Raw genomic sequence first — 26,084 nt, 5'->3', positions numbered from 1 at the left:
CGGCTCGGGGCCCGCCCCCCGGGGGCCGCGCGTCGGGGGGGGGGTCCGCCTATTGACCCCCCCCCCCCCCCCCGCGCCCCCCCCGCCCCCCCCCCCCCCCCCCCCCCCGCCCGGTTCTTTGTGACTACTGACCGGCGATCGGACTCACTGGCCGGCCGGAGCGGCCGAGACGCCCGCGGCCGAACCGGCGAGCCAGGTCTGCCAGCTCTCGTTCCAGTCGGTGAAGCCGTTGCCGTTGTGCACCATGTCCGGCTCTCCGGTGATCGTCACCGGGTCGCCGACGTTGATGAAGTTGTAGAACCAGTCCGCGTCCGCGGGCTTCAAGTGCACGCAGCCGTGCGAGGTGTTGTCCGTGCCGATCGAGTTGTCCCACCCGGCCGCGTGGACGTACGTCCCCGAGGTGGTGAGGTGCACGTCGTCATAGACCTTGAGGTCGTAGTAGTTGCCGACGCCCGGCGTGCAGCTGAAGCCCGGGACCGAGCAGGACTTCATCTCGATCATCGGCTGCTTGTCCAGCACCACCATGGTGCCGTTCCAGGTGCTGTAGCCCTTCATCCCGGTGTCGGTGGGGATCTGCTTGATCTCCTTGCCGTCCTGGAAGACGTGCATGGTGAAGTGCGCCGTGTCCACGACGGCACGCTGGTCGCGGCCGACGGTGAAGCTGAAGCCCTTCGTGAAGGAGCCGTAGGTCACGTCGCCGGCCTTGACGCCGTTGAGGTTCATCTGGACCGAGACCTTGGTGCCGGAGGCCCAGAAGTTCTGCGGGCGCCAGTCGACCTGGGTCGCGGTGATCCAGCTCCACGCGCCGTCGACGTGCGGCGTGGTGGTGACCGTCATCGCCTTCTCGACGTTCGCGCGGTCCTTGGCGTTCGGCGGGTTGGTGAAGGTCACCGACACCGGCTGACCGACGCCGACGGTCGTGCCGTCGTCGGGGAAGTAGCTCTGCAGTCCGAGCCGCTTCTGCGGGGTCATGGTCGTGAACTTCGCCGAGATGTCCTTCTCGGCCCCGGTGCCGTCCACGGCCTTGCCGGTCACGGTGTAGCTGCTGGATATGAACAGCGTCCCGGTCGACGACCAGGAGGACCCGTCCGCGGCGAGTGCGCCGTTGACCTTGTCCCCCTTGCCGTCCTGCGCCGTCACCGACTCGATCTTCCCGCCGGCGACGCTGATCTGGATCCCCGTCGAGGGGTCCACGTTCGTCGCGCCGTCCGCCGGTTTGGCGCTGAGCACCAGCGGCGTCGCCGGCGCCGAGGGCGTGGTGGCCCCCGTCGTCCCGGAGCTGCCTCCCGCGCTGGGCGCGGAGCTGCCGTTGGCAGCCGGAGCCGCCGCCGAGGGCTTGGAGCCCGACGAACTGCCGCAGCCGGCCGCCAGCAGCGTGGCCGCGGCGGCGACCGCGGTCAGCTGGACGGCGCGACGCCACGCGGGCCGGACGGTGACGCGGCGGGCGGCGCCCGCAGAACCATCCCGGCCGTGCTGACGTGCCACGAGTCCCTCCTTGGAATGCGCATAGTATCTGACCACGTATAAAGCGTTTGACGTCTAGTCACGTACGGAGTGTGTCGCGGTGGTCACAGCTCGTGCATCCCTGCACGCCGGGCCCCCTGGCGTCCGTACACCCACCTAGACGTCACGTCCTGCCCTAAGGTTGCTGAAGAATTCGACCGATCATGGCTTCGTGACAGATCCGGTACAAACGAGCGAGCGTAGACGCGGTGGCAAGCGTACGGCACGTCGGCATGAGAGGGCTGTCGTGGTATCGCACAGTGGGCAGATGCCGGATCCCGGCCAGGTCGGCGGGCTGGCGGAGCTGATCGATCTGCTTGGTGAGCTGCGCGCGTGGGCCGGTCAGCCGTCCTATCGCGCCCTGGCCAAACAGGCCGGGGCGATGATGCGGCCCCCGCAGAACGTGTCGGCCTCCACGGTCGTCGACGCTTTCAAGACCGGGCGCAGCCGCCTGGACATGGATCTGGTGATGGCCATCGTCCGCGCGCTGGGCGTGGTCGAGGAGGCGGACGTCGCCCGCTGGCGCGAGGCCTACGTCCGGGCCCACATCACGGCCAAGGCCGCCACCGCGCCGTCCGGGGTGCTCCGGCAACTCCCCGCCGATCTGGCCACCTTCACCGGGCGCGCCGAAGCCCTGGCGGATCTGGTCCGGGCGGCCGGATCCGGCGCGGACCGGGTGGTGGTCGCGTCGATCGAGGGCATGGGCGGTGTCGGCAAGACGCAGCTGGCCGTGCACGCCGCCCACGAACTGACGCGGGCCGGGAGATACGCGGACGCGCAGCTGTATGTGAACCTCCGCGGCTTCGACCCCGAGCGGCCGCCCGCCGACCCGGCCGATGTGCTGGACGTCTTCCTGCGCGCCCTGCGCGTGCCCACCGAGCAGATCCCCGCCGACGCCGACGAGCGCGCCGCGATGTTCCGCGACCGCCTGCACGGCCGCCAGACGCTGATCCTGCTGGACAACGCCGCCGACGAAGAGCAGGCACGGCCCCTGGTTCCGGCCGTCTCCGGCTGTCTGGTGCTCATCACCAGCCGGCGCAGCATGGCCGGACTGGACGGCTGCATACCGCTGGAACTGAAGGCGTTCCCGGTGTCCGAGGCCGTCGAGCTGTTGGCGGCCGTCGCCGGCCGGGACCGGGTCGGCGCCGAGCCCGAGGCCGCCGAGCGGGTGGCCGATCTGTGCGGGCGGCTGCCCCTGGCCGTCGCGCTGGCCGCCGGCCGGCTCCGCTCCCGGCCCGGCTGGTCGGTGCGGGACCTGGCCGAGCGGCTGGCCACCGGCGGGCTCGACGCCGTCGCGGCCGGCGGCCGTTCGCTGCGTCCGGTCTTCGACCTCTCCTACGGTGCGCTCTCCGATCCGGCGCGGCGCATGTTCCGTCTGCTGGGCCTGCATCCCGGCGACCACTTCACCGTCGAGGCCACCGCGGCCCTGGCCGGAGTGGACGTGGACACCGCGGCCGGACTGCTCGGTCTGCTCCAGGAGCAGCACCTGGTGGGGACCAGCTCCGACGGCCGGCACGAGATGCACGATCTGCTGCGGCGCTACGCCCTCGAGCACTGTCCGCCCGAGGGCGACCCGGAGCGGGAAGCCGCACAGGATCGGCTTCTGGAGCACTACCTCCACACGGCCTATCGCGGCGCCGTCCTGCAGTTCCCGAAACGCAATCCGATCGTCCTCCCGCTCCAGACGGCTCCGCCCGCGATCGTCCCGCTGGCCGACGCGGACGCCGCCTCCCAATGGTTTGAAGCAGAACTCGCATCGCTGCGATCACTGGTCCTCTCCGCGGCCGACACCCATCCCGCGGCGGCCTGGCAACTCGCCTGGTCCCTCGTCGGGCAATACACGAAGACCGGGCGATACCGCGAGATGACCGCGATGCAGACGGTGGCGCTGCTGGCCGCCGAGCGGCTCGGCCACCCCGAGGCCCAGGCGTACGCGCTGGACCGCCGGCAATGGGCGCTGTGCGGCATGGGCGACCTCGACGACGCGGCGGCCGACGCCGAGCGGGCAGTCGACATCTACCGCAGAATCGGCCACGAACTCTATGAGGCGCAGGCGCTGTGCGGACTGGTCAGCGTCCACACCCGGCGCGGCGACTACGGCCCGGGGCTGGAGGCGGCGCGGCTCGCACTCACACTGAGCCGGGCGCAAAAGACGAAGGCGTATCAGAAGACCCGGGCTCAAAGCCTGAATCTCGTCGCGTGGTGCATGGCGCACCTGGACCACGCCCAAGCCGAGGCCGCGGTGCCGCTGGCCGAGGAATCGCTGGCGCTTTTCGAAGAACTCGGCGACATCTGGGGACAGGCGACCGTCCTGGACACCATGGCCTACGCCTATCGCGCCTGCGACAAATACCTCGAGGCCATCGCGACCTACGAACGTTCCCTGGACCTGCGCACCAAGTTCGAGGCGCCCGTGCTGCGCGCGACGACGCTGTTGCTGGTCGGGGAGCTCCATCATCTGCGCGACGACGTGCCCAGTGCCCGCAAGGCTTATGAGGAGGTCGTCGATCTGGCCACGGGATCCGGTTCGTGGGTGGTCGCCGAGGCCGAGGACCGGCTCTCGGAACTGGTCGAGAGCGCTTGAGCCAGGCAAAGATTATCAAGATTCTTTGTCTCTGTTCTGGACAGCCCCCGGTGAGAGCGCTTTCATAAGCTTGCGCGCGCAACTGGTATAGACCGCGCGGACGCATGATGCCGGCTGTGGATGCCACAGCCCCGGATCCTGGTCCGCGGGTATTCGTGGTGCGTCAAACCAGGAGATCCCCACATGTCCTCAGCCCCACAGCAGTCACCACCCCGCACCGCCCGCAAACGCTTCCGGCGCCTCGCGGCGCTGGCCGCGCCGCTGGCCGTGGCGCTCGCGGCCTGGGCCGTCGCGCCCGACGGCGCCGCGCAGGCCTCGGCGCCCCCGCCGCCGTCGGGCTGGAACCAGGTGTTCCTCGACGACTTCAACGGCGGCGCCGGCAGCGGCATCGACGGTCAGTGGATGTACGACACCGGTCCGGGCTCGAACTTCGGCACCGGCGAGATCGAGACGATGACGAACTCGACCAGCAACGTGCACCTGGACGGCAACGGCAACCTCGACATCACCGCGCTGGGCGGCGGGAGCAACTGGACGTCGGGCCGGGTGCAGACCACCACCGCCAACGTCGGGGCGCCGGCCGGCGGCAAGCTGGAGGTCACCGCCTCGATCCAGCAGCCGACCGGCGGCCTGGGCTACTGGCCCGCGTTCTGGATGCTGGGCCCCGGCCAGTGGCCGGAGAACGGCGAGATCGACATCATGGAGGACGTCAACGCCCTGTCGGAGGTCGCGGGCACCATCCACTGCGGCACCTACCCCGGCGGCGTGTGCAACGAGGGCAACGGCATCGGCAGCGGCCTGCGGGCCTGCGGCGGCTGCCAGAGCGGCTTCCACACGTACACGATGGTGCTGGACCGCACGGACACCTCCAACGAGTCCATCACGTTCTACCTGGACGGGAACCAGTACTTCTCGGTGAGCGAGGGCCAGGTCGGCGCCTCGGTCTGGCAGCAGGCCTACGACCACAACCTGTCGATCATCCTCGACCTGGCCATGGGCGGCGGCTTCCCGAACGGCGTGTGCGGCTGCACCACTCCGACCGGCTCCACCGCCTCCGGCGGCACGATGCAGGTCGACTACGTCGCGGCCTACACCACCACCGGCAACGGCGGCGGCAACCCGCCGCCCCCGCCGGGAAGCGGCCCGATCTACTCCGGCGTCGGCTCCAACATCTGCCTGGACGACCGGAGCTCGAGCACCGCGAACTACAACCCGGTGCAGATCTACACCTGCAACGGCACCGCCGCGCAGCAGTGGAGCGTGGTCCAGGCCGGCAGCACGCTGCACGTCCTGGGCAAGTGCCTGGACGTCTACGCGGCCGGCACCGCGGACGGCACGAAGGTCGACCTGTACGACTGCAACGGCACCGGATCCCAGGTGTTCATCCCGCAGTCGAACGGATCGCTCTACAACCCGCAGTCCAACAAGTGCCTGGACGTCCCGGGCGCGACCACGCAGTCGGGGACGCAGGTCCAGATCTACGACTGCAACGGCACCAACGCCCAGCAATGGACCCTGCCGTAAGCGAAGCAGCAGTCGACGCGCGGCCCCGGACACACCTCCCGTGTCCGGGGCCGCGCGCCGTTCAGGAGGCACCCGGCGGGGTCGGGTGGGCGGCGCGGCTGACGATCGACGCGGGGTCGTAGGCGAACAGGCCCCACAGCGCCGCCACGGTCGGGTGCGCCGGGTCGGCCTGGTAGGACAGCCAGCAGGCCCAGCGGCCGCGGTGGGTGAACCAGCACTGGATGTGGCCGGGGAGCCAGCGGCCGTCGACGCGGACCCAGATCGCGGGCTGGCGCGGCTCGACGCGGCGGGCGTCGCGGGGCGGACGGGGAAGGCGGCGGGCGTCGCGGGCGGGGGTGTTGGGAGCGGCGGAGTCGTTCGGGCCTTGGCGCCGGTTCGGATGTGCCGGGCCGTCTGGGCCGCCGGACCAGTAGGAGCCGCCGGCCGCGCCCCCTCCCCCGCTCAACTCGGGTAGACGCGCAGCCGGCCGGCGCCGTCGGCCTCCACGCGCAGGCGCACGCGGCCGAGCGCATGCTGGATGCGGGCGGCGGTCTCCGGGCCGGCGAGGCCCTCGATGACCACCACGGAGCGCGGGCCGTCGATGTGGACGGCGGCGGGGAAGCCTCCGAGGCGGTCGACCTCGGAGGCCACGGCACGGGCTAGCGGGATGAGCGGTTCCACGGTTCGCGATCCTACTCGAACAAACTTTCGGATCAAGGGGGGCGGTCCATCCGGGCGAGCCCACCCTGCGGTCAGCCGTCCGTGAGGCGAACCGCCATCTGCTTCGCCAGCGCCACCATCGATGCCGTGCGGTCTTGGCCCGGCGGGAGGGTCTCCACAGCCGCCGACGCGACTCGGTCGCCACTGCGGACCAGGATGTTGCCGCCGCTTCCGCCGGCGGTGAACACGATCGCTTCATCGGCGACCGTCGAAGGCGAAGCCAACAGCTTGATTGTCTGGGGATCTCCGCACCCCGCCTCAAGCGCCGTGCGCGCCTTCGCCATGACGGAGGCCCCCGTTCCCGCGGCGTATGTGTAGATCGCTTCCTGCGCCCCGAACCCGTTCTCGGCGTGCGGCGGGAAGTAGAGCTTGTTGGGGCCCGGCTCCACCGGCATTGGCGGCGAGAAGTAGCCGGAGACGCCACAGGGGCTACCGCCCAAGATCGGCGCGACATGAGGCGCCGAGCTGACCGGCCCGGTCCAACCGGCTCCCAGATCCGAGGCCAGGAGGAAGTCGGAAGACGATGTGGTCCGGGACGTCGTCGGCGTCGGCATACGTGAAGGCGCAGGCGTCCGTGAAGGCGTAGGTGTCTGCGAATGCGCAGGCGTCCGCGAAGGTGTCGCCGAACTCGACTCCGTATTCATCGGCCCCGGCTCGCTGACATCGCCTCCCCCCGGCGACCACGCCACGATCCCGACGACCACCGCGCACGTGGCCGCCAGCCCCGACAGCCCCTGGACCATCCCGCGCCGCCGGCGCCGCCTCTGCGCGCGCTGCCGCACCACGCCGATCGGCGGCGGCGGGATCTCGACGCGGCCGGCACGGGCATGCAGTCCGGAGCGCAACGCGTCGCCGGGCTCGGGCTCGGCGCCCTCGTGGGGGAAGTGTCCCGTGCTCATGCTGCGCCCTCCCGATCCTTGGATGTGGTGCGTGCCGTGGGGGCGAACTCCACGATCTGCCCGTGCCTGCGCAGCCGGGCCAGCGCCTTGGCGGTCTGGCTTTTCACGGTCCCGACCGAGCACCGGAGGACGTCGGCCGCCTGCGCCTCGGTGAGGTCCTCGTAGAACCGCAGGACTATGACGGCGCGCTGCCGTGGCGCGAGGTCGTTCAGCGCGGCCATCAGGACGTCGCGCTCGCCGTGCTCCTCGGCGTGGTCCCCGACCAGGCGGAGCCCTTCGGGCACGGCCGCGACCGAGTACTCCGGCACCCGGCGTTTGCGGAACCGGCTGCGATGGCAGTTCAGGAGGACCCGCTGCAGGTACGCGTCCGGATTCTCGGCCCGCCGTACCCTCCCCCACGAGGCGCAGGCCCGCTCGAACGCGGCCTGGGCGAGGTCCTCGGCGTCGTGCGGGTCGCCGGTGAGCAGGAAGGCCGAACGCAGGATGCGCGGCCACCGCTCCGCCATGAACCGGTCGAAGCCGTCGTCGGACGGCTCTTTCGTTTCGAGCATGCCAACCCCCTTCACCCCCGCACGATGCCGAATGGCGGGGGCATGGTTGCCCCGCTACTCGGATCGGGTTCGCGAAGCCAGGCAGCCGCGAGGCCGACAGTACGTTGTTTCGCGGCCACGAGTTTGCGGTGCCGCTGTTCGTAGGCGCGGAGCGCGTCGGCGGTGTCGCGGTGGTTCGCGAGGCTGTCGGCGAGCGTGTGGGCGCCGGCGATGGCGATGGCGAGGCTGGAGCCGTCGCCGAGCAGGGACACACACGAGGCCGCGTCGCCGACCAGGCTGACACGGCCGCGCGTCCAGGCGGCGAGGCGGACCGCGCTGACCGCGTCGAAGTCCATCGCCGACATCACCGCGGCCACCGACCTCGCGCTCGCCCCGTGGCTGACGGACCGCGGCTGACGGACCGCGGCTGATCACGGGACGTGCGCGGGCGCCGCGGGCACGCCAGACTTGCCAGCACCAGCATGCGGTCGACCCGGCCGGGACCCAGATCGGAGCACACCATGAAGGCTGTCCGTTTCAGCCGGTTCGGAGGGCCGGACGTCCTGGAGCTCGTGGACCTGCCCGAACCGCATCCGGGGCCCGGCCAGGTGCGGATCGCGGTACGGGCGGCCGGGGTCAACCCGAGCGACTGGAAGAAGCGCAGGGGGCTGATGGACGAGGAGCTTCCGCAGACGCTCGGGTACGAAGCCGCGGGGGTGGTCGACGAGATCGGCGCCGGGGTCGAGGACGTCGCGGTCGGCGATCGGGTGGTCGGCTTCTCCATGGACGGGGCCGCGCAGGCCGAGTCGGTGGTGCTCTCGCACTACGCGCCGATCCCGGCCTCGCTCGACTTCACCGGCGCCGCAGCGCTGCCCGCCGCCGTCGAGACCGCCACGCGCTCGCTCGACCAGCTCGGGGTGAAGAAAGGCAGCACGGTGCTGATCAACGGCGCCTCCGGAGGGGTCGGGAGCGCCGCGGTCCAGCTCGCCGCGGTGCGGGGGGCGCGGGTGATCGGCACCGCCAGCCCGGCCAACCACGAGTACCTGCGCTCGCTCGGCGCCGAGCCGGTCGCCTACGGCGAGGGGATGGCCGATCGGGTGCGCGCGCTGGCCCCCGACGGGGTCGATCTGGCGCTCGACGCCGCCGGGAGCGGGGTGCTGCCGGAGCTGATCGGGCTCGCCGGCGGCGCCGACAACGTGCTGACGATCGCCGATTTCACCGGGGCGCAGGAGCACGGCGTCCGGTTCAGCCGGGGGGATTCGGGACGGGCGCTGCACGCGCTGGCCGAGGTCGGCCCGCTGATCGAGGCCGGGCGGTTCTCGCTGCCGGTCGCTCGGGCCTTCCCGCTCGCCGAGGTCGCCGAGGCGCACCGGGCGAGCGAAAGCGGTCATGTGCGGGGGAAGATCGTGCTGGTCGTGGCAGGCTGATCCGGTGAGTCTGAACCTGTTCGCGGGAGTGGCCGTCGCCGACTTCGGGGCGTCGTCGGCCTGGTATCGGAAGCTGTTCGGCGCCGACCCGACGTTCTTCCCGCACGAGACCGAGGCCGTGTGGCAGCTGGACGAGGGCCGGCTGTTCTACATCGTCGAGCGGCCGGAGCACGCCGGCCACGCGCTGCAGACGCTGATCGTCGAGGACTTGGACACCGTGCTCTCCGGCACTGCCGAGCGCGGCGTGGAGCCGGCGAAGCAGGAAACGTATGCGAACGGCGTCCGCAAGGTCACGTATCTCGACCCGGACGGCAGCGAGATCGCCTTCGGGGAGGTGCCGCGGTGAAGCAGAGCGCGGGCATTCTGATGTACCGGTTCGAGGACGGGGAACTGCGGGTGCTGCTCGTCCACCCCGGCGGGCCGCTGTTCACCAAGCGGGACGCGGGCTTCTGGTCGATCCCCAAGGGCGAGTACCTCGACGACGAGGACGCGATGGCGGCGGCCGTGCGCGAACTGCGGGAGGAGACCGGGGCGGTGGTCGACACCGCCGGCCTGGTGGAGCTCGGGTCGGTGCGGCAGAAGAGCGGGAAGGTGGTCACGGCCTGGGGCGTCGAGGCGGACTTCGACGTGACGGCGCTGGTGAGCAACCTGTTCGAGCTCGAGTGGCCGCCGCGGTCGGGGGTGCTGCGGGAGTATCCCGAGGTGGACCGGGGCGAGTGGTTCGGGCCGGAGGAGGCCCGCGGAAAGATCAACAGTGCGCAGGCCGCTTTCGTCGACCGGTTGGAGGCTTTGCTCGCGGAGCGCGGGGCCTAGTCAGTCCCAGCGGACCGGCAGGTGCTTCAGGCCGTTCTGGAAGTTGGAGGTCAGACGGACCGGATCGCCGTCCAGGCGGATCCGCGGCATCCGCGCGAGGACCTGGCCGAGCATCGCGCGCATCTGGGTCCGGGCCAGGTGCGCGCCGAGGCAGTAGTGCGGGCCGAAGCCGAAGGTGACGTGGTCGTTCGGGCTGCGGGTGAGGTCGAGGCGGTCGGGGTCGGGGAAGACGGTCTCGTCGCGGTTCGCGGAGGCGTGGTAGACCACGACCTTGTCGCCGGCGCGGATCTGTATTTCCTGTTCGCCGAGGGTGACGTCGCAGGTCGCGGTGCGGCGGAACTGCATGACCGGCGGCCAGAAGCGCAGGAGTTCGTCGACGGCCGGGTCGAGGCGGGTTCCGGGGTCGCGGCGGAGTCGGTCAAGCTGGTCGGGGTGCTCCAGAAGAGTGAGGAGCGCGCCGGGGATGCCGTTGCGGAGGGTTTCGTTCCCGGCGACGGCGAAGAGGAAGAACATGTTCTCGAACTCGTCGTCGGTGAGGCCTTCGGCCAGGAGGCGGCCGACGATGCCGCCGCCGTCTTCTTCGGCGCCGACTGGAGTGGCGGCTGCCAGACCGTGTGCGTACGCGTACATGTCGGCCAGGCCGGCCCGGGAGCGCGGGCTGAGCGGACGACCGTCGGGACGGGTCATCGAGGCCGGACGTTCGGCGAGCGCCGCGCGGCCCAAAGGGCTGAGTACCGCTGCGTCGGCGGTGCTCAGGCCGGCGTAGTCCGCGTCCTGATATCCGATCACCCGGTTGGCCCAGTCGTACAGCAGCCGGCGGTCCTCGTCCGGTACGCCCATGATGCGCGCCAGCGTCCACACCGGCAGGTCGGCGGCGACCTCGACGAAGTCGGCGTGCCCGGCGGGCAGGACCTCGTCCACGAGCACGCGGGCCCGCTCGGCGATGGTCTCCTCCAGGCGCCTGATCGCGCGCGGGGTGAAGGCGGCCGCCACGATGCGGCGCAGCCGGGACTGCGCCGGCGGGTCCTGATTCAGCATCATCGCGCGCACGAAGCCCAGGTCCTCCCGGGTCTCGGGGTCGCGGATCTGGGTGCCGCCCAGGTGTGAGGAGAAGGTCTGCGGGTCGCGCAGGACGCGCTTGACGTCGGCGTGCGCGAACACGCCCCAGTACCCGGGCCCGGCCGGCCACGCGCCGACCGCCGGCTCCTCGATCCAGCAGACCGGCGCGGTGCGGCGCAGCTCGGCGAAGCGGTCGTAGGGGACGGCGCGGGTGTAGGTCTCGGGATGGAAGATCTCAGCCGTCACGCTTCCAGGGTGCCGCAAATATCCATCGGCTCACAGGGGCTTGACCCAGCGGGACCACTCGGGCTGGGGCGCGTAGCCGCCGGAGCGCCAGGCATGGTGGGCGAGATCGTTCTCGTCGAGGACCATGGCGTCGGCGCGGGTGCCGCCGAGCGCGCGGAAGCGGGCCTCGGCGGCGGCCACCAGCAGGCGGCCGATGCCCGCGCGGCGGTGGCCGGGGTGGACGGCGAGGCGGTAGAAGTGGCAGCGCCAGCCGTCCCAGCCGGCGATGACGGTGCCGAGCAGGTCGGCGGTGGCGGGGTCGACGGCGAGGATCAGCGCCTCGGGGTCGCGGACGACGAGGGCTTCGAGCGCGCGGACGCTGTCGGCGGGACGGTGCGCGTCCTCGGCGGCCAGCTGCCAGAAGGCCAGGACCGCGTCGAGGTCGGCGGTGGTCGCGGGACGGAGTTCGGGGGCCGGCATGCCGAGGACGGTAGTGGGGCGCGGGCGGGGGCGGCTTCGGGCGACCGCGATGTGGGCCCGGCGGGCGGTGGCGGCGGGCGGTGGCGGCGGGGGCTGGCGCGCGGCGCGGGCAGCGCGCTGGCATGCGGCGCGGGCAGCGGGCCGGCCGGCGTGGCTTCGACAGCGGATCGGCGGGGTGCGCGCGGGGGTGGCGGGGGCCGGCGACCGATCCGGCAGCGGAACGATCAACGCCCCGGAGTGCCGGCCTGCCCGCCCGCCCCGGCGCGTCCTACTCGTCGTCGCCGATCACCGGCTCCAGCAGCGTGCCGGCGTTGTGCTCCAGCAGCCGCCAGCCGCGGCGGGCCTCGCCGAGGATGGACCAGCAGCAGTTCGACAGCCCGCCCAGCGCGCTCCACATCTCGCTCGACAGCCCCAGCATGCGGCCGAGCGCAACGCGCGCCGCGCCGCCGTGGGTGGCCACCACCAGGGTGCCGCCGGGCGGGACCTTCTCCAGGCCGCGCAGGATCGCCGGGACCACGCGGTCGGCGACCTCGACCTCCAGCTCGCCGCCGCCGCGGCGGATGGGCTCGCCGCGGCGGAAGGAGGCGAACTCCTCGGGGAAGCGGGCGATGATCTCGTCGTCGTTCAGGCCCTGCCAGCGGCCGGCGTAGGTTTCGCGCAGGCCCTCGTCGAGGCTGACCGGCAGGTCGGTGAGGCGGGCCAGGGTCTCGGCGGTGCGGGCGGCACGGATCAGGTCGGAGGCCACGATGGCGCTGGGGCCCAGGCCCGCCAGGACCCGCGCGGCGCGCTCGGCCTGCGCCAGGCCGACCTCGTCCAGGGGGATGTCGGTCTGGCCCTGGAAGCGGCCCTCGAGGTTCCAGGCGGTGCGGCCGTGGCGCCAGAGCACGATCTGGCGGGAGCCGGGCTTGTGCGCGGCCCGGTCCATGCCGGAGGGCGGGGCCTCGGCCGGCACCGGGCCGTCCGGGGCCGAGGCGCCAGCCTCTACGCCAGCCCCTATGCCCCCGCCCCGGTCCTGGTCACGGTCCTGGTTCCCGGTCACGCGCCCGGACCGCCGGCGAGGTCGTCGGCGTCGAACTCCTCGTCGAACTCCTCGGCGCCGTCGTCCTCGGGCGCGACGTCCTCGGCCTGGCCGGCGACCGCTGCGGCCGCGCCGGCCGGCCGCTCGCTGCGGCCGTTCGTCACCGACTCCGGCAGCTCGATGAGCGGGCAGTCCTTCCAGAGCCGTTCGAGCGAGTAGTACGTCCGCTCCTCGGCGTGCTGGACGTGCACCACGATGTCGATGTAGTCCAGCAGGACCCAGCGGCCCTCCTGCTCGCCCTCGCGCCGTGCCGGCTTGGCGCCGATCTCCAGCAGCCGCTCCTCGATGCCGTCGACGATCGCGCGCACCTGGCGGTCGCTGTTGGCGGAGGCCAGGACGAAGGCGTCGGTGATCACGAACACGTCGCTCACGTCGTACGCGACGATGTCGTCGGCCACCTTGTCGGACGCCGCTTGGGCCGCCGCGATGGCGAGCTCCCTGGCGCGGTCGGTTGCGGTCATGTAGTTCTTCCGTTCGTGGTCGCTTGCTGGGCGGTTACCAGGATCTCATGCGCGCCGGGGCACCGGGCCCGGGTTTCCCGGCGCGGCGGCGGGACGGTCAGCCCGCCGAGGATCCCGTCGAGGTCGGACGGTGCGTGGCGGGTCCGGTGCTGCCCTTGGTCCCGTCGGTCGGCCCGCCGCCGGTGGCGGAGGTGTCACCGGGCGCCGACGCCGTGCCGGCGCCGCTGTCGGCCGGGCTGTCCGGCGTGGTCGGCTGGTCGGCCGGCACCTGCCCGAGCTGCGTCCAGTCCGCGCCGAGCACCACCCGGGCGTCGGTGAGCGTGGTGTCGAACGGCGTGACCCGCACCGCGCTGTCCGGCAGCCCCAGCGCCAGCGCCACCTGGTCGCCGAGCGACGTCGCCCCCTGGGACGGCACCATCACGTAGGTGCTCGGCGTCTGCGCCGTCACGCCCTGGTCCACCGGGGTGTAGCCGCCGCCGACGAGCTTGGACTCGGCCATCGCGCGGCTGGAGACGGTGTCCATGCGGCCGGTGCCGTCGGCCACCGAGACCCGGGTCAGGCCGCCGTTGTCCTTGGCCTTGGACGCGCCGTCCAGCAGGTTCTTGACCACCGCGGACGCCTTGTCCAGGTCCATCACCCCGGTACCGTCGGAGCGCACCGGCAGCGGCTGCTCGGAGAACCGGCCGCCCTGCTCCTCGGTGCCCAGCGCGGTCAGGATCGCGGCCAGCTTGTCGTTGGGCAGCGCCGGGTCCGGGACCGCGGCCAGGCTGTTGAGCACCGCAGTGGTGGTGCTCGCCTGGTGCGGGATCTTGGCCAGCATGGCCTGCACGACCTGGCCGAAGCGGGCCAGCTGCTTGTCCGGGGACTCGCCCTTGGGCTTGTAGGTGGCGTAGTAGGCGGCCTTGTCGCCGGTCATGTCCTGCGGGCCGGCCTGGAACAGCGGCTTGCCGCTCGGGTCGAGCACCGCGGCGGCCGAGGCCGGGTCCACGGTGACGGTCACGCCGATCAGGTTGTTCAGCAGCGCCGCGAAGGTCAGCCCGTCCATCGACCAGACGCCGTCCACGTTCACGCCGAGCAGCGTGGTCAGCGCGTCCTTGCCGGCCGGCGCGGTGTTGGGCATGGCGCCGCCGAACGGCTGGCTGTCCAGCGCCGCGGACTCCACGCTCAGCTCGGAGGGGATCAGCACCGCCGCACCCCGGCCGGCCGCGTCGCTCTTGCCGGCCACCTCGTTCTTGTCCGCGACCAGCACCACGTTGCCGACCGCGTTGCCGTTGGGGTCCTTGACCTGGAACAGGACCGTGGTCTCGGTCGCCTTCACCCCGCCGCCGCCGCTGAACAGGACCCACGCGCCGCCGCCCACCAGCAGCACCAGCGCGGCGGCCAGCGAGATCAGCTGGACGCGGCGGCGCCGGGCGCGCTCGACGCGGCGGTCGTCGCTGCCGACGAACTGGAGCCAGTTGTTCAGCTCGCCCTCGGGCTCGCCGGTGTCGTCGGATTCGGTCCTGGTCTCGAACTCGGGCTCGGCCGCGGCGGCACGCGCCGGTGCCGGTGTCAGTATCGGCTCGGGGTCCGGCACGAAGCCGGCGACCGGCTCCGGCATCGTCGGGAACGCCGAGACACGCTGGACGGACGGGTCCTCATAGGCGGGCTGCTGGGGGAACTGCTCGTAGGACGGAGTCTGCGGAGCCTGCGGGGCCTGGGGAACCGGGGGAGCTTGGGAACCCTGGTAGGTGGGCTGATAGAAACCCGAGGAGTCGAGGTTCTGGTACTGGGCAGGCGCTTCGGGATAGGCGCTCCCGTATCCGTACGACTGCGTTTGGTAAGGATCCTGCGGCTGGTAGGGATCCTGCGCCGGGTAGGGATCCTGCGCCTGATACGAGTCCTGGGCTTGGTACTGCTGATACCCGCCCTGTTGGTACGCGCCCTGCTGGTACGCGCCCTGCTGGTACGGATCTTGCTGGTACTGCGGCTGCTGGTAAGCCGGATCCGCGTAGCCGCCGTACTGGTCGTACGCCGCGGCCTCCTGCTCGGCCCGGGCCACGTACTCAGCGGGCCGCTCGTACTCCCCCGAACCGTGCCGTCCGGCGTTGGGCCCCTGGCTCTGCGCGGTCTGATACGGGTCCTCCGGAGGGCTGTCGGCGCGCCGCCGCCGGCCGCGTCCTCCTCCGCCGCCGCTCGGCGGATCGTTCTCCCCCGGCCAGCTCATGCCGTCCCTGTCCCAGGGGTGTCCCGATAGAGCCCCCGCTTGTTGATGTACTGGACGATGCCGTCGGGCACCAGGTACCAGACCGGCTCCCCGTGCCGGACCCGCTCGCGGCAGCCGGTGGAGGAGATCGCCATGGCCGGCACCTCCACCAGCGAGGCCTTCCCCGGCGGCAGGCCCGGGTCGGCCAGCTGGTGGCCCGGACGGGTGACGCCGATGAAGTGCGCGAGGTCGAACAGCTCCTTGGCGTTGTGCCACGAGAAGATCTGCTCCAGCACGTCCGCGCCGGTGATGAAGAACAGGTCGGTGTCCGGGCCGCGCTCGGCCGACAGCTCCCGCAGGGTGTCGATGGTGTACGTGGGCCCGCCGCGGTCGATGTCGACGCGGCTCACCGAGAACCGGGGATTGGAGGCGGTGGCGATCACCGTCATCAGGTACCGGTCCTCGGCCGCGGACACCCGGCGCTCGGACTTCTGCCAGGGCTCACCGGTCGGGACGAACACCACCTCGTCGAGCCCGAACAGGCTCGCGACCTCGCTGGCCGCGACCAGGTGGCCGTGGTGCACGGGGTCGAAGGTGCCGCCCATCACGCCCAGCCGCGTGCGGCGCCGGCGGGTCGCCCCGGCGGCCTGCGGCTCGGGCGTCGGATGAGAGGTCATGGCGCGTCACCCTACCCGGTCGGACCGGGGTGGTGGGACTACCGATCCCTGTTCAGACGCGTGGTCACGAACAGCAGGATGAGCAGGACCACGAGGACGATGGCGCCGTTCAGCGGCGGGTTGATGCCGTTGTGCGTCTTCTCAGGCGTGGCGGCCCCCTCGGCGAGGAGGGCGTGCGCGGCCTGCGTGGCGGAGGAGATTGCGGACATGGACGTCAGCATAGGGGGTGCCGGGTAGCGGAATCCCGGCAGGGTGCCCGCTATGGCGGGCACGTCAGCCGCGCGGGCTACTCGCCCTCGGAGTCGTGATTCCGGTAGCCGCGCAGACACGCCCACGCGAGCAGCGCGACCAGGATCACCGCGCCCAGGATGAACCACCTCAGCCAGCCCGCGGTGTGCGCGGCGGTCTGCTGGGGGAACGGGCTGGCAGTCGCCAGGAAGATCGTGTGAGCGGCATGCATAACGTCCACACTACGCCGGGCTTATAGGGAACTCATTGGCAGGTCCACGCGTCCCTATGGGGAGAGCTCCGCCGGCAGTCACGGGAGCGTCCCGCAGGGGCCGTGCCGGGTCTACTGTGAGCTACTGAAACGTCTACAAGGGGGTTCCTGTATGCCGGATCGCGAAGGTTCTGAGAACACGCCGGAGCGGAACCGCCAACGGTTCCCCGGCATCAGCTCCCGGGCCTACGAACACCCCTCGGACCGCACGGCGCTGGTCGCGCTGCGCAAGATCGAGGGCTTCGACATGCTGCTGCGCAAGCTGTCCGGGTTCATCGACGAGCGCAAGATCCGGCTGTCGCTGCTGGCCGACGGCGTCAAGGTCGGCGATCTGCAGTTCCCGCGGCTGCAGACGATGCTCGAGGACGCGGTCGACGTGCTGGACATCGGCTTCATGCCGGAGATGTACGTGGTCCAGAACCCGGTCCCGAACGCCTTCACCATCGGCATGGACCGCCCGACGATCGTGCTGACGACCGGGCTGTACGAGCTGATGGACGAGGAGGAGATGCGCTTCGTCGTCGGCCACGAGGCCGGCCACGTGCTGTCCGGGCACGCCGTCTACCGCACGATGCTGTTCTGGCTGACCAACTTCGCCACGAAGCTGGCCTGGATGCCGATCGGCAAGTGGGGCATCGACATGTTCATCAACGCCCTGCTGGAGTGGTTCCGCAAGGCCGAACTGTCCTGCGACCGCGCCGGTCTGCTGGTCGAGCAGGACCTGGACGCCGCCATGCGCTCCCTGATGAAGCTGGCCGGCGGCTCGCACCTGGCCGAGATGAACCCGATCGCGTTCCTGGAGCAGGCCCGCGAGCACGAGGGCGGCGGCGGCATGCGCGAGTCGATCCTGAAGCTGATGAGCCTGCGCGAGCGCACCCACCCGTACACCTCGATCCGCGCCCTGGAGCTGACCCGCTGGGTCGAGGCCGGGGACTACCAGCGGGTGATGGGCGGCACCTACCCGCGGCGCGAGGACGACCCGCAGGCCAGCGTCCGCGAGGAGGCCAAGGCGGCGGCGAGTCAGTACAAGGAGAACTTCGAGAAGACGACCGACCCGCTGCTCACGAAGGTGCGCGGGTTCGCCGACGAGGTGGCCGGGGTCGGCAGCCGGATAGGCGAGACGATGTACCGGAAGTGGGGGCCGAACCGGGGCTCCGACGGCGCTCCGGAGGACGACACCGAGGACTGAGCCCTGAGCTCTGAGCTCTGAGCTCTGGGCCCTGGGCCCTGGGCCCTGATGCGGTGAGGCCTTGCGCGCGGCGGCCCCGGTTCCGGATGGAACCGGGGCCGCCGGCGTGTCAGACCTTCATCACCAGCTGGTAGTCCAGGCCCGCGACCGAGAACCGCAGCGAGTCCCGCCCGGAGACCGGCCCGGCCGCGCTCGCGCTGGTCCGCGCGCCTGAGCCGTCCGGGGTACCGGAGGCCGGGGGCATGTTCGGGTTCCGGCCGTTCCCGCCCTTCGAGGACGAGAACAGCCGCGGCACGCCGATGATCGCCGACGTCACCAGCGCGGCCAGGACCACCCACGCCACGTTCCGCCGCCAGCGCCGGCGCCGCCCGGTGCCGTAGTCGACCGGCGCGCCCTTGTCACGGACCGGCGCGGGGGCGTCGGCGAGGTCGGTCGGGGTGCCGTCGGTCCGCCAGCCGCCGTCGCGCGGACGCTGGCGCTTCCACTTCTCGCCGAGCTCACGTTGCCGTGCCGAGGGCTCCTTGAAGGTCGCGGTCTTCGTCGACTCCTTGGTGAAGGAGCGCTCGAACTCGTCCCACTCCTGCTCGGAGAATATCGGCGCGTCGCCGGGGTTCTCGGCGTTCTGGTTCTGGTTCTTGTCCTCGGCCACGGACGGCCTTCCCCAAACCCTTAAGGCACAGCCCATTTCCCCCGGGCCGCGACACGGACATGATGGGCGAAAGGCTACTTGATCCGGCTCCGTTGCACACCTGGTTCCGGGGCCTGTCGGTGGGACCGGCGGCTCATTCGCGGATCTGGCCGTCGCCGACCATGAGGTACTTCGTGGAGGTGAGCTCGGGCAGCCCCATCGGACCGCGCGCGTGCGTCTTCTGGGTGGAGATGCCGATCTCGGCGCCGAACCCGAACTCGCCGCCGTCGGTGAACCGGGTGGAGACGTTCACGCCGACCGCGGCGGCATCGACCCGCAGCTGGAAGGCCCGGGCCGCGTTCAGGTCGCGGGTGACGATCACGTCGGTGTGGCCGGTGTTGTAGGCGTTGACGTGCTCGATGGCGGCGTCCAGGGAGTCCACCACCGCCGCCGACAGGTCCAGCGACTCGTACTCGGCGGCGAAGTCCTCGCCCGTGGCCGGCACCACGGCCGCGGAGAAGGCCGCGACGCGCTTGTCGCCGTGCACCGTGACGCCCTTGTCCGCCAGCGCGGCGAGCGCCCGGGGCAGGAACGTCTCGGCGACGTCGGTGTGCACGAGCAGCGACTCGGCGGCGTTGCAGACGCTGTAGCGCTGGGTCTTCGCGTTGACCAGGATCGCCAGGGCCTGGTCGAGGTCGGCGGAGGCGTCGACATACACGTGGCAGTTGCCGGTCCCGGTCTCGATCACCGGGACCCGCGCGTTGTCCACGACGGACCGGATCAGCGAGGCGCCGCCGCGCGGGATGAGCACGTCGACCAGCCCGCGGGCGTTCATCAGGTGGGTGACGGCCGCGTGCGAGTCGCCGGGCACCAGCTGCACGGCGTCGGCCGGAAACCCGGCGGCGGCCAGCGCGTCGCGCATCACGGCGACCAGCACGGTGTTGGAGTCCTTGGCGGAGCTGGAGCCGCGCAGCAGGGCGGCGTTGCCGGACTTCAGGCAGATGCCGGCGGCGTCGACGGTGACGTTGGGCCGGGCCTCGTAGATGATCCCGACCACGCCGAGCGGCACCCGCACCTGCCGCAGCTCGATGCCGTTGGGCAGCACTCCCCCGCGCACGCTCTCCCCGACCGGGTCGGGCAGCGAGGCGAGCTGGCGCAGCGCGTCGGCGATCGCCGCCACGCGCGCCTCGGTGAGCGTGAGGCGGTCGATGTAGCCGGCCGCCGAGCCGCCCTGCCGGGCCCGCTCGGTGTCGCGGCCGTTGGCCTCGACGATCTCGGCGGTGCGGGCGACGAGCGCGTCGGCCATGGCGTGCAGTGCCGCGTCCTTCTCACCGCGCGGTCGCTGAGCCAGGTCGGCCGCGGCCTTCTTGGCTCGGCGGGCGGCGTCCAGGACTTCGGTCTGCAGGTCCGTCATGGGTCCAGCCTAGGCCGGACGGGGGCGTCCCAACGGGGATTTCGCCTGTCGAGACGGCCCACGCCGGGGTCAGACCGCGAGCGGCTTCACGGTCAGCTGGTAGTCCTCCCGCACCCGGCCCCGCTCGTCCAGCACCAGGAACACCCGGGCCGACCAGGCGGTCTCCCCCGCGTCCTGGCCCTGTGCGCGGTCCAGGCGGACGGTGAAGGCGACCATGTCACCGTGGACGACGGCGTCGTCGCCTCCGGCGGCGGTGAAGGCGCGGTTCGCGACGAAGGCCTCGTTGGCCTCGGCGACCCGCTCGACGAGGGCGGCGTGCCCGATGTACTGCTTTCCCTCGATGTACTCGATGCCGTGCTCGGCCCACAGCTCCGCGACGGCCTTGGTGCGCTCCGCCGGGTCGGTGACGCCCCAGACGGCGATGTAGCGGTCCACGATCTGCGTGATCTCGGTGGTGTTCGTCATGGCCATGACTCTCGGTGCGCCGGTCGTGGGAGAGTCAAGCGGCCCGGTCCGGCGGGACTCTCCGGTAGGGGGAGGCTTCAGAATCGAGCCATGGGACCGTTCCTCTCCATCGGCGACTTCTCGCGCGCCACGCACCTGACCGTGAAGACCCTGCGCCACTACCACGATGTCGGCCTGCTGGAGCCGGCCGACATCGACCCGGCCACCGGCTACCGCCGCTACACCACCGGGCAGATCCCGGCCGCGCAGGTCATCCGGCGCTTCCGGGAGCTGGGTATGCCGCTGGAGGAGATCCGGACGGTGATGGCCGCCCCGGACGTGGACACCCGCAACCGGCACATCGCCGCGCACCTGGACCGGCTGGAGGCCGAGCTGGGGCGGACGCAGCGGGCCGTCGCCTCGCTGCGCGATCTGCTGGCGCCCGGCGAGGCCGATGCCGCGCCGGACATCACGCTGCGCGCGTCGCCCGCGATGCCCGCGGCGGCGATCACCGACACCGTCTCGGTGGCGGACGGCGCCGCGTGGACGCAGGGCGCGCTGGGCGAGTTGTACGCCACCGTGGCGGGCCAGGGGCTGGCGCAGACCGGGCCGGCCGGCGGGCTGTTCACCGACGCCGTGTTCACCGAGCATCACGGCGAGACGACGATCTTCGTCCCCTGCGAAGGCCCGGTGCGCCCCCTCGGCCGGGTCCGGCCCGCCGCGGTCCCGGCGGCCGAACTGGCGGTCATCGAGCACACCGGGCCGCCGATCGAGTCCGATCGGGCCTACGGCGCGCTGGCGGCGTACGTCGAGCGCCACGCCCTGGCGGTGCAGGGCCCGATCCGGGAGTACTACCTCGTCGGGCAGCGGGACACCGCCGATGTGGCACGCTGGCGGACCGAGGTGTGCTGGCCGGTGTTCCGGGTCGGGGCCTGAGGCCGGCGCGGACTGGCGGAAAAGCCGTCGGCGCCGATGCAACCGAACCCCTGACCGTCCCAGTCGGGTGGGTGTCAGCGAGCGGGGCCACCGGGTCCCGCCACCACCGGGCCGCCTGTGCCCGGCCGGCGAGACACGCAAGGAGGGCGGGGGCGATGGCGAGATCCGAGCGGGACGCGGAGTTCACCGAGTACCTCAGGGCACGATCGGCATGGTTGACCCGGGTCGGCTATCTGCTGTGCGGGGACTGGCACCGGGCCGACGACCTGGCGCAGACCGCGGCCGTGCGGCTCTACCGGCACTGGAACCGCGCCTCCCGCGTCGAGAACATCGACGCCTACGCGCGCCGGATCCTGGTCAACGCCTACCTCGACGAGAAGCAGACCGCCTGGTCCCGCTTCACCTTCCTGCACCGCGGCACGATCGACCGGGAGGCGCCGGCACTCGACGCCGACGCCTCCCTGGATCTGCGCGAGGCGATGGCGCAGTTGGCACCGCGGCAGCGGGCGACCGTGGTGCTGCGCTACTACTGCGATCTGTCGGTCGACGAGACGGCGGAGGTACTGGGGTGTTCTCCCGGCACCGTCAAGAGCCAGACGGCCCGGGCGCTGGCCCATCTGCGGGTGCTGTTGACACCCGCGTCGGCGATCGAACTCGAAGGGATCACACGATGACCGACGATCTGTATCCGACACAGACCCTGGCCACGGCCCTGCACACCATGGCGGATTCCGACCAGCCGCCCGTGATGGACGTCGAGCATGTGCTGCGGGAGGGACGGCACAGCCTGGTGCGGCGGCGCATGGCGGCCCTCGGCGGCGGGACCGCGGTGCTGGCGGCGAGCGCGCTCGCGGTCGGGACGCTGACGGGGATGGGGAGCGGGGTGGGGGGCGGCTCTGAGCCGGCTGCTTCGAGCACCTCGTACGTGGTGGACCCGCACGATCCGGTGGTCACCCACTGGCAGTTCGCCTACGTCCCGCCGGGGATGATCGCCTACGGCGGATACGACCCGACCGATGAGCAAGTGAGCACGATGATGGAATCCGAAAGCGGCCGCTTCCAGCTGGAGCTCACTCCGATGCAGGCTCCCATCGCCATCGGCGGGAAGGGCGCGAGCGCCCCCACCCAGAAGGTCCCGGTGAAAGTACCCGGAACGACCACGGCCTATTGGTTGGGCTACGGAAACGACCGGATCATCCTCAGCAACGGCGAGGGCGGCGAGATGGCCGACTTGGCCTTGCGGCTGAAGAGCGGTCAGTGGGTACAGATCGGCGTCAACAATCTCGAAGAGCGCAAGGACTGGAAAGAGCAGGCTCTCAAAGCGGCAGCAAGCCTGGTCAAGAAGGATCGGTCGGTGCCGATGCCCTTCCGAGTCGCCGAGGTCCCGCAAAGCTTCAAGCCCTTGCCCGGCGGCAATGCTCTCCACAAGAACGGGCTCACCAATGCCGATATCGGGTTCCGCCTCGGCCAGGATCAGCACGCCCCCACTGTCGGGATCTTCGCTTTCACCACCGGTGCGGAGAAGATCCCGGCGCAGCATGGCACCGAGTACACCTGTAGGGACTCCAACGGCCTGACCGTCTGTGTCTCTGTCTCCGACCCCGAACCCAAGGAGCTGAAGGCGGTCGGCGGTGCCCGGGGCCTGCTCGATCGGGTGACCTCGCTCGGCAACAACCCCGCGAACTGGACGACCGACGTCTTCCACTGACCATGCGACACGACCCGAGCCGGGGCCGCCTGCCAGGTGGTCCCGGCTCCGCCGTTCGTCGATCAGCCCTCGTAGACGCCTACCGCAGCACGACCAAGTCGTCCCGGTGCACCAACTCCCGCTCGTACTGCGGCCCCAGCGCCGCCGCCAGCTCCCGGGTCGAGCGCCCCAGCAGCTCGGGCAGCTCGCTGGCGTCGTAGTTCACCAGGCCGCGCGCGACCGCGACCCCGGCGTCGTCGACCAGGTCCACCGGGTCGCCGGCGTTGAAGGACCCTTCGACGCCGGTCACGCCGGCCGGCAGCAGCGACAGCCGCCGCTCGACCACCGCGCGCACCGCACCGGGGTCCAGGCGCAGCGAACCGCGGGTGTCGGCGGCGTGCGCCAGCCACAGCAGCCGGGTCGGCGTGCGCGAGCCGGTCCGGTGGAAGAGCGTGCCGACCGTCTCGCCGCGCAGCGCGCGCGCCGCGTGCGCCGCCGACGTGAGCACGACGGGGATCCCGGCCTCGGTCGCGATCCGCGCCGCCTCGACCTTCGTCGCCATCCCGCCGGTACCGACCCCGGCCTTGCCGGCTCCGCCGATGGTGATCCCGGCGAGGTCCTGCGGGCCGCGTACATCAGCGACCTGCGAGGTGCCGGGCTTGGCCGGGTCGCCGTCGTAGAGCGCGTCCACGTCGGACAGGAGCACCAGCAGGTCGGCGTGCACCAGGTGGGCCACCAGGGCGGCGAGCCGGTCGTTGTCGCCGAAGCGGATCTCGTGGGTGGCGACCGTGTCGTTCTCGTTCACGATCGGCAGGACGTCCATGTCCAGCAGGCGCGCCATCGTCTGGTGCGCGTTGCGGTAGTGCGAGCGCCGGGTGGTGTCGTCGACCGTGAGCAGCACCTGGCCGACCGTGCGGCCGTAGCGCGCGAAGGAGGCGGTGTAGCGCCCGACCAGCAGGCCCTGGCCGACCGAGGCCGCGGCCTGCTGGGTGGGCAGGTCCTTGGGCCGCTTGCGCAGGCCCAGCGGCGCCAGGCCCGCGGCGATGGCGCCGGAGGAGACCAGCACCATCTGGGTCCCCGGCACGCCCAGCCGCGAGGCGAGGGCGTCGACCAACGCGTCGACGCGCTCGCCGGACAGGCCGCCGACGGCGGTGGTCAGCGACGAGGAGCCGACCTTGACCACGATCCGCCGGGCGGCGGACACTTCCTCACGCAGCTGGCCGGACACGCTCGCTCAGAACCCTTACTCTCGGTTTCCCCCGGCTGCCGGCCTCCCGCGGGTGCGCGGGCTACTCGTCGTCGTCCTCGGGGGCGAACAGGTCGATTGTCCCATCCGCGCGGCGCCGGTGCGCCTTGCGATACTCGGCGTCTCGCGATGTGGGCCGTTCCTCGTGCAGGTGCAGGCGGGGGTCCTCGCCGCGGCGGCCGCCGGTGGCGGTGACGCCCAGCGCGCCGGTCGGGATCGAGGGCTGCCAGTCGAAGACCACGGCCCGCGGGCCGTCGCCGATGACCACGGTGTCGCCCTCGTTGGCGCCCATCTTGACCAGTTGGTTCTCGACGCCGAGCTTGTTGAGCCGGTCCGCGAGGTAGCCGACGGCCTCCTCGTTGTTGAAGTCGGTCTGGCGCACCCAGCGCTCGGGCTTGTCGCCCCGCACGAAGTAGGCGTCCTCGTCGGCGTCGTAGGTGATGGTGAAGCCGATCTCGTCGACCGCCTTCGGGCGGATGACGATGCGCTCGGGCTCCGGCTCGACCCGGGTGGCGCGGGCGGTGTCCACGATCTTCGCCAGTACGAAGGACAGCTCGCGCAGGCCCGCGCGGGACACCGCGGAGACCTCGTACACGTCCAGGCCGCGGGCCTCCAGCTCCGGCCGCACGATGTCGGCCAGGTCCTTGCCCTCGGGGATGTCGGTCTTGTTCAGCACGACCAGGCGCGGCCGCTCGGACAGCTTGCCGTACAGGCCCCACTCGCTCGCGTCGCGGGATTCCTCGTAGGCGCGCAGTTCGGCCTCGATGACGTCCAGGTCGGAGATCGGGTCGCGGTCGCTCTCCAGCGTCGCGCAGTCCAGGACGTGCACCAGCACCGCGCAGCGCTCGATGTGCCGCAGGAACTCGTGGCCCAGGCCCTTGCCGTCGGAGGCGCCGGGGATCAGGCCGGGCACGTCGGCGATGGTGTACACCGACTCCCCGGCGCTGACCACGCCCAGGTTCGGGACCAGGGTGGTGAACGGGTAGTCGGCGATCTTCGGCTTGGCCGCGGACATCGCGGCGATCAGCGAGGACTTGCCGGCGCTGGGGTAGCCGACCAGGGCCACGTCGGCGACCGACTTCAGCTCCAGGGTGAACTCGCCGTCCTCGCCGGGCTCGCCGAGCAGCGCGAAGCCGGGGGCCTTGCGCTTGGAGGTGGCCAGCGCCGCGTTGCCCAGGCCGCCGACGCCGCCGTGCGCCACGACGAAGCGGGTGCCGCCGCCGACCAGGTCCGCGACCACCTCGCCGGAGGAGTCCTTGACCACGGTGCCGGAGGGCACCGGGAGCACCAGGTCGGTGCCGTTGGAGCCGGTCTGGAAGTCGCCCCCGCCGGGCTTGCCGTTGCCGGCCTTGCGGTGCGGGGAGAAGTGGTAGTCCAGCAGCGAGTTGGTGTTCGGGTCCACGACCAGCACGATGTCCCCGCCGCGGCCGCCGTTGGCGCCGTCGGGGCCGCCCAGGGGCTTGAACTTCTCGCGCTTGACCGAGGCGCAGCCGTGGCCGCCGTTCCCGGCCGTGACGTGCAGCTTCACACGATCGACGAATGTCGCCATGGTCAGCGCCTCCTTGCTCTCTGTATAGGTCCTAGAACACGAAGAAGCGGGCCGGGGATCTCCCCCGGCCCGCTCCGTGAAGCCGAGTGTTACTCAGCCGCCGGGACGATCGAGATGACGCGCCGGCCGCGCAGAGTGCCGAACTCCACCTTGCCCGCGGCCAGCGCGAACAGGGTGTCGTCCTTGCCACGGCCCATGTTCAGGCCGGGGTGGAAGTGGGTGCCGCGCTGGCGGATGATGATCTCGCCGGCGTTGACGTTCTGGCCGCCGAAACGCTTCACGCCGAGGCGCTGGGCGTTGGAATCGCGGCCGTTCTTGGAGGACGATGCGCCCTTCTTGTGTGCCATG

Annotated in this window: 29 protein-coding genes; 9 read left to right on the top strand and 20 right to left on the bottom strand. The window is 71.8% G+C overall.

From position 1 onward, the window contains the following. Positions 1 to 144: 144 nt before the first annotated feature. Positions 145 to 1,485 carry an Ig-like domain-containing protein gene (locus tag ABH926_RS39925; RefSeq protein ID WP_370371329.1) on the bottom strand — a complete coding sequence of 447 codons (1,341 nt, stop codon included), beginning with the start codon at positions 1,483 to 1,485 and terminating at the stop codon, positions 145 to 147. 286 nt (positions 1,486 to 1,771) lie between these two features. Here ABH926_RS39925 and ABH926_RS39920 point away from each other — a divergent pair, with 286 nt between their 5' ends. Together ABH926_RS39920 and ABH926_RS39915 are read left to right on the top strand one after the other, a co-directional pair. Then, positions 1,772 to 4,087, top strand: a complete 2,316-nt coding sequence (locus tag ABH926_RS39920; RefSeq protein WP_370371327.1) for a tetratricopeptide repeat protein — start codon at positions 1,772 to 1,774, stop codon at positions 4,085 to 4,087. Between the two features lie 183 nt (positions 4,088 to 4,270). After that, positions 4,271 to 5,611, top strand: a complete 1,341-nt coding sequence (locus tag ABH926_RS39915; protein ID WP_370371325.1) for a ricin-type beta-trefoil lectin domain protein — start codon at positions 4,271 to 4,273, stop codon at positions 5,609 to 5,611. A 61-nt stretch (positions 5,612 to 5,672) separates the two neighbouring features. Here the strand turns inward: ABH926_RS39915 and ABH926_RS39910 are convergent, their stop codons facing one another. The 5 genes from ABH926_RS39910 to ABH926_RS39890 all read right to left on the bottom strand — a co-directional run bounded on the left by ABH926_RS39910 (position 5,673) and on the right by ABH926_RS39890 (position 8,116). Next, entirely contained in the window at positions 5,673 to 6,056 is a 384-nt protein-coding gene (locus ABH926_RS39910; protein WP_370371324.1) for a hypothetical protein, read from the bottom strand. Beyond that, positions 6,053 to 6,271 (bottom strand): hypothetical protein, encoded by a 219-nt coding sequence (locus ABH926_RS39905; RefSeq protein ID WP_015795803.1) that lies wholly within the window; start codon positions 6,269 to 6,271, stop codon positions 6,053 to 6,055. Before ABH926_RS39905 ends, ABH926_RS39910 begins: the two co-directional genes overlap by 4 nt. 71 nt (positions 6,272 to 6,342) lie before the next feature. Continuing rightward, positions 6,343 to 7,209 carry a hypothetical protein gene (locus tag ABH926_RS39900; RefSeq protein WP_370371322.1) on the bottom strand — a complete coding sequence of 289 codons (867 nt, stop codon included), beginning with the start codon at positions 7,207 to 7,209 and terminating at the stop codon, positions 6,343 to 6,345. After that, on the bottom strand, positions 7,206 to 7,760 hold the full coding sequence (locus ABH926_RS39895) for a SigE family RNA polymerase sigma factor (protein ID WP_370371320.1): 555 nt from the start codon (positions 7,758 to 7,760) through the stop codon (positions 7,206 to 7,208). Before ABH926_RS39895 ends, ABH926_RS39900 begins: the two co-directional genes overlap by 4 nt. An 11-nt stretch (positions 7,761 to 7,771) precedes the next feature. Continuing rightward, positions 7,772 to 8,116 carry a hypothetical protein gene (locus ABH926_RS39890; RefSeq protein ID WP_370371318.1) on the bottom strand — a complete coding sequence of 115 codons (345 nt, stop codon included), beginning with the start codon at positions 8,114 to 8,116 and terminating at the stop codon, positions 7,772 to 7,774. Positions 8,117 to 8,260: 144 nt separating this feature from the next. Here ABH926_RS39890 and ABH926_RS39885 point away from each other — a divergent pair, with 144 nt between their 5' ends. The 3 genes from ABH926_RS39885 to ABH926_RS39875 are packed head-to-tail and all read left to right on the top strand — an operon-like array spanning position 8,261 to position 9,979. Continuing rightward, a complete protein-coding gene (locus ABH926_RS39885; RefSeq protein ID WP_370371316.1) occupies positions 8,261 to 9,166 on the top strand; it encodes an NADP-dependent oxidoreductase in 906 nt (301 codons plus the stop codon). Between the two features lie 4 nt (positions 9,167 to 9,170). After that, the gene (locus ABH926_RS39880; protein WP_370371314.1) at positions 9,171 to 9,512 is read left to right on the top strand and encodes a VOC family protein; all 342 of its coding nucleotides are present in this window, start codon (positions 9,171 to 9,173) and stop codon (positions 9,510 to 9,512) included. Further along, entirely contained in the window at positions 9,509 to 9,979 is a 471-nt protein-coding gene (locus ABH926_RS39875; RefSeq protein WP_370371312.1) for an NUDIX domain-containing protein, read from the top strand. The genes ABH926_RS39880 and ABH926_RS39875 overlap by 4 nt, the downstream gene beginning before the upstream one ends. On the opposite strand, the gene ABH926_RS39870 is transcribed toward ABH926_RS39875, so the two are convergent. From ABH926_RS39870 to ABH926_RS39835, 8 genes are all read right to left on the bottom strand, one after another. Then, entirely contained in the window at positions 9,980 to 11,284 is a 1,305-nt protein-coding gene (locus tag ABH926_RS39870; RefSeq protein WP_370371311.1) for a cytochrome P450, read from the bottom strand. A 30-nt stretch (positions 11,285 to 11,314) separates the two neighbouring features. After that, entirely contained in the window at positions 11,315 to 11,743 is a 429-nt protein-coding gene (locus ABH926_RS39865) for a GNAT family N-acetyltransferase (protein WP_370371309.1), read from the bottom strand. Positions 11,744 to 12,011: 268 nt separating this feature from the next. Then, the gene (locus ABH926_RS39860) at positions 12,012 to 12,668 is read right to left on the bottom strand and encodes a histidine phosphatase family protein (protein WP_370371342.1); all 657 of its coding nucleotides are present in this window, start codon (positions 12,666 to 12,668) and stop codon (positions 12,012 to 12,014) included. Positions 12,669 to 12,778: 110 nt separating this feature from the next. Continuing rightward, entirely contained in the window at positions 12,779 to 13,282 is a 504-nt protein-coding gene (gene rsfS, locus ABH926_RS39855) for a ribosome silencing factor (protein ID WP_370371308.1), read from the bottom strand. A gap of 97 nt (positions 13,283 to 13,379) precedes the next feature. Beyond that, positions 13,380 to 15,488, bottom strand: a complete 2,109-nt coding sequence (locus tag ABH926_RS39850) for an LCP family protein (RefSeq protein WP_370371306.1) — start codon at positions 15,486 to 15,488, stop codon at positions 13,380 to 13,382. Beyond that, a complete protein-coding gene (gene nadD / locus ABH926_RS39845) occupies positions 15,485 to 16,144 on the bottom strand; it encodes a nicotinate-nucleotide adenylyltransferase (protein ID WP_370371305.1) in 660 nt (219 codons plus the stop codon). The genes ABH926_RS39850 and nadD overlap by 4 nt, the downstream gene beginning before the upstream one ends. Positions 16,145 to 16,182: 38 nt before the next feature. Further along, on the bottom strand, positions 16,183 to 16,353 hold the full coding sequence (locus tag ABH926_RS39840) for a hypothetical protein (protein WP_370371303.1): 171 nt from the start codon (positions 16,351 to 16,353) through the stop codon (positions 16,183 to 16,185). Between the two features lie 77 nt (positions 16,354 to 16,430). Beyond that, on the bottom strand, positions 16,431 to 16,604 hold the full coding sequence (locus ABH926_RS39835) for a hypothetical protein (RefSeq protein ID WP_370371302.1): 174 nt from the start codon (positions 16,602 to 16,604) through the stop codon (positions 16,431 to 16,433). A gap of 151 nt (positions 16,605 to 16,755) precedes the next feature. On the opposite strand from ABH926_RS39835, the gene ABH926_RS39830 reads away from it, so the two are divergent. Continuing rightward, positions 16,756 to 17,832 (top strand): M48 family metallopeptidase, encoded by a 1,077-nt coding sequence (locus ABH926_RS39830; RefSeq protein ID WP_370371300.1) that lies wholly within the window; start codon positions 16,756 to 16,758, stop codon positions 17,830 to 17,832. Positions 17,833 to 17,941: 109 nt separating this feature from the next. On the opposite strand, the gene ABH926_RS39825 is transcribed toward ABH926_RS39830, so the two are convergent. From ABH926_RS39825 to ABH926_RS39815, 3 genes are all read right to left on the bottom strand, one after another. Continuing rightward, positions 17,942 to 18,481 (bottom strand): hypothetical protein, encoded by a 540-nt coding sequence (locus tag ABH926_RS39825; RefSeq protein WP_370371299.1) that lies wholly within the window; start codon positions 18,479 to 18,481, stop codon positions 17,942 to 17,944. Positions 18,482 to 18,614: 133 nt separating this feature from the next. Then, positions 18,615 to 19,874, bottom strand: a complete 1,260-nt coding sequence (locus ABH926_RS39820) for a glutamate-5-semialdehyde dehydrogenase (protein WP_370371297.1) — start codon at positions 19,872 to 19,874, stop codon at positions 18,615 to 18,617. A gap of 69 nt (positions 19,875 to 19,943) precedes the next feature. Then, positions 19,944 to 20,339 (bottom strand): hypothetical protein, encoded by a 396-nt coding sequence (locus ABH926_RS39815; protein ID WP_370371295.1) that lies wholly within the window; start codon positions 20,337 to 20,339, stop codon positions 19,944 to 19,946. Positions 20,340 to 20,429: 90 nt separating this feature from the next. Between ABH926_RS39815 and ABH926_RS39810 the strand changes: the two genes are divergently transcribed. From ABH926_RS39810 to ABH926_RS39800, 3 genes are all read left to right on the top strand, one after another. Beyond that, on the top strand, positions 20,430 to 21,254 hold the full coding sequence (locus ABH926_RS39810; RefSeq protein ID WP_370371293.1) for a MerR family transcriptional regulator: 825 nt from the start codon (positions 20,430 to 20,432) through the stop codon (positions 21,252 to 21,254). Positions 21,255 to 21,409: 155 nt separating this feature from the next. Further along, positions 21,410 to 21,928, top strand: coding sequence for a SigE family RNA polymerase sigma factor (locus ABH926_RS39805; protein ID WP_370371291.1), 519 nt, complete (start codon positions 21,410 to 21,412; stop codon positions 21,926 to 21,928). Next, positions 21,925 to 22,962, top strand: coding sequence for a hypothetical protein (locus tag ABH926_RS39800; protein ID WP_370371290.1), 1,038 nt, complete (start codon positions 21,925 to 21,927; stop codon positions 22,960 to 22,962). The genes ABH926_RS39805 and ABH926_RS39800 overlap by 4 nt, the downstream gene beginning before the upstream one ends. Before the next feature lie 79 nt (positions 22,963 to 23,041). Here ABH926_RS39800 and proB read toward each other — a convergent pair whose 3' ends face one another. The 3 genes from proB to rpmA all read right to left on the bottom strand — a co-directional run bounded on the left by proB (position 23,042) and on the right by rpmA (position 26,083). Further along, a complete protein-coding gene (gene proB / locus ABH926_RS39795; protein WP_370371288.1) occupies positions 23,042 to 24,169 on the bottom strand; it encodes a glutamate 5-kinase in 1,128 nt (375 codons plus the stop codon). A gap of 61 nt (positions 24,170 to 24,230) precedes the next feature. After that, positions 24,231 to 25,736: a GTPase ObgE gene (gene obgE / locus ABH926_RS39790; RefSeq protein WP_370371287.1), complete on the bottom strand. Its 1,506-nt coding sequence runs from the start codon at positions 25,734 to 25,736 to the stop codon at positions 24,231 to 24,233. Between the two features lie 89 nt (positions 25,737 to 25,825). Beyond that, positions 25,826 to 26,083, bottom strand: coding sequence for a 50S ribosomal protein L27 (gene rpmA / locus ABH926_RS39785; RefSeq protein WP_015795828.1), 258 nt, complete (start codon positions 26,081 to 26,083; stop codon positions 25,826 to 25,828). Position 26,084 lies beyond the last annotated feature (1 nt).

Origin of the sequence: Catenulispora sp. GP43 (assembly GCF_041260665.1) — a bacterium.
GTDB lineage: Bacteria > Actinomycetota > Actinomycetes > Streptomycetales > Catenulisporaceae > Catenulispora.
This window is presented reverse-complemented; position numbering and strand designations above follow the sequence as displayed.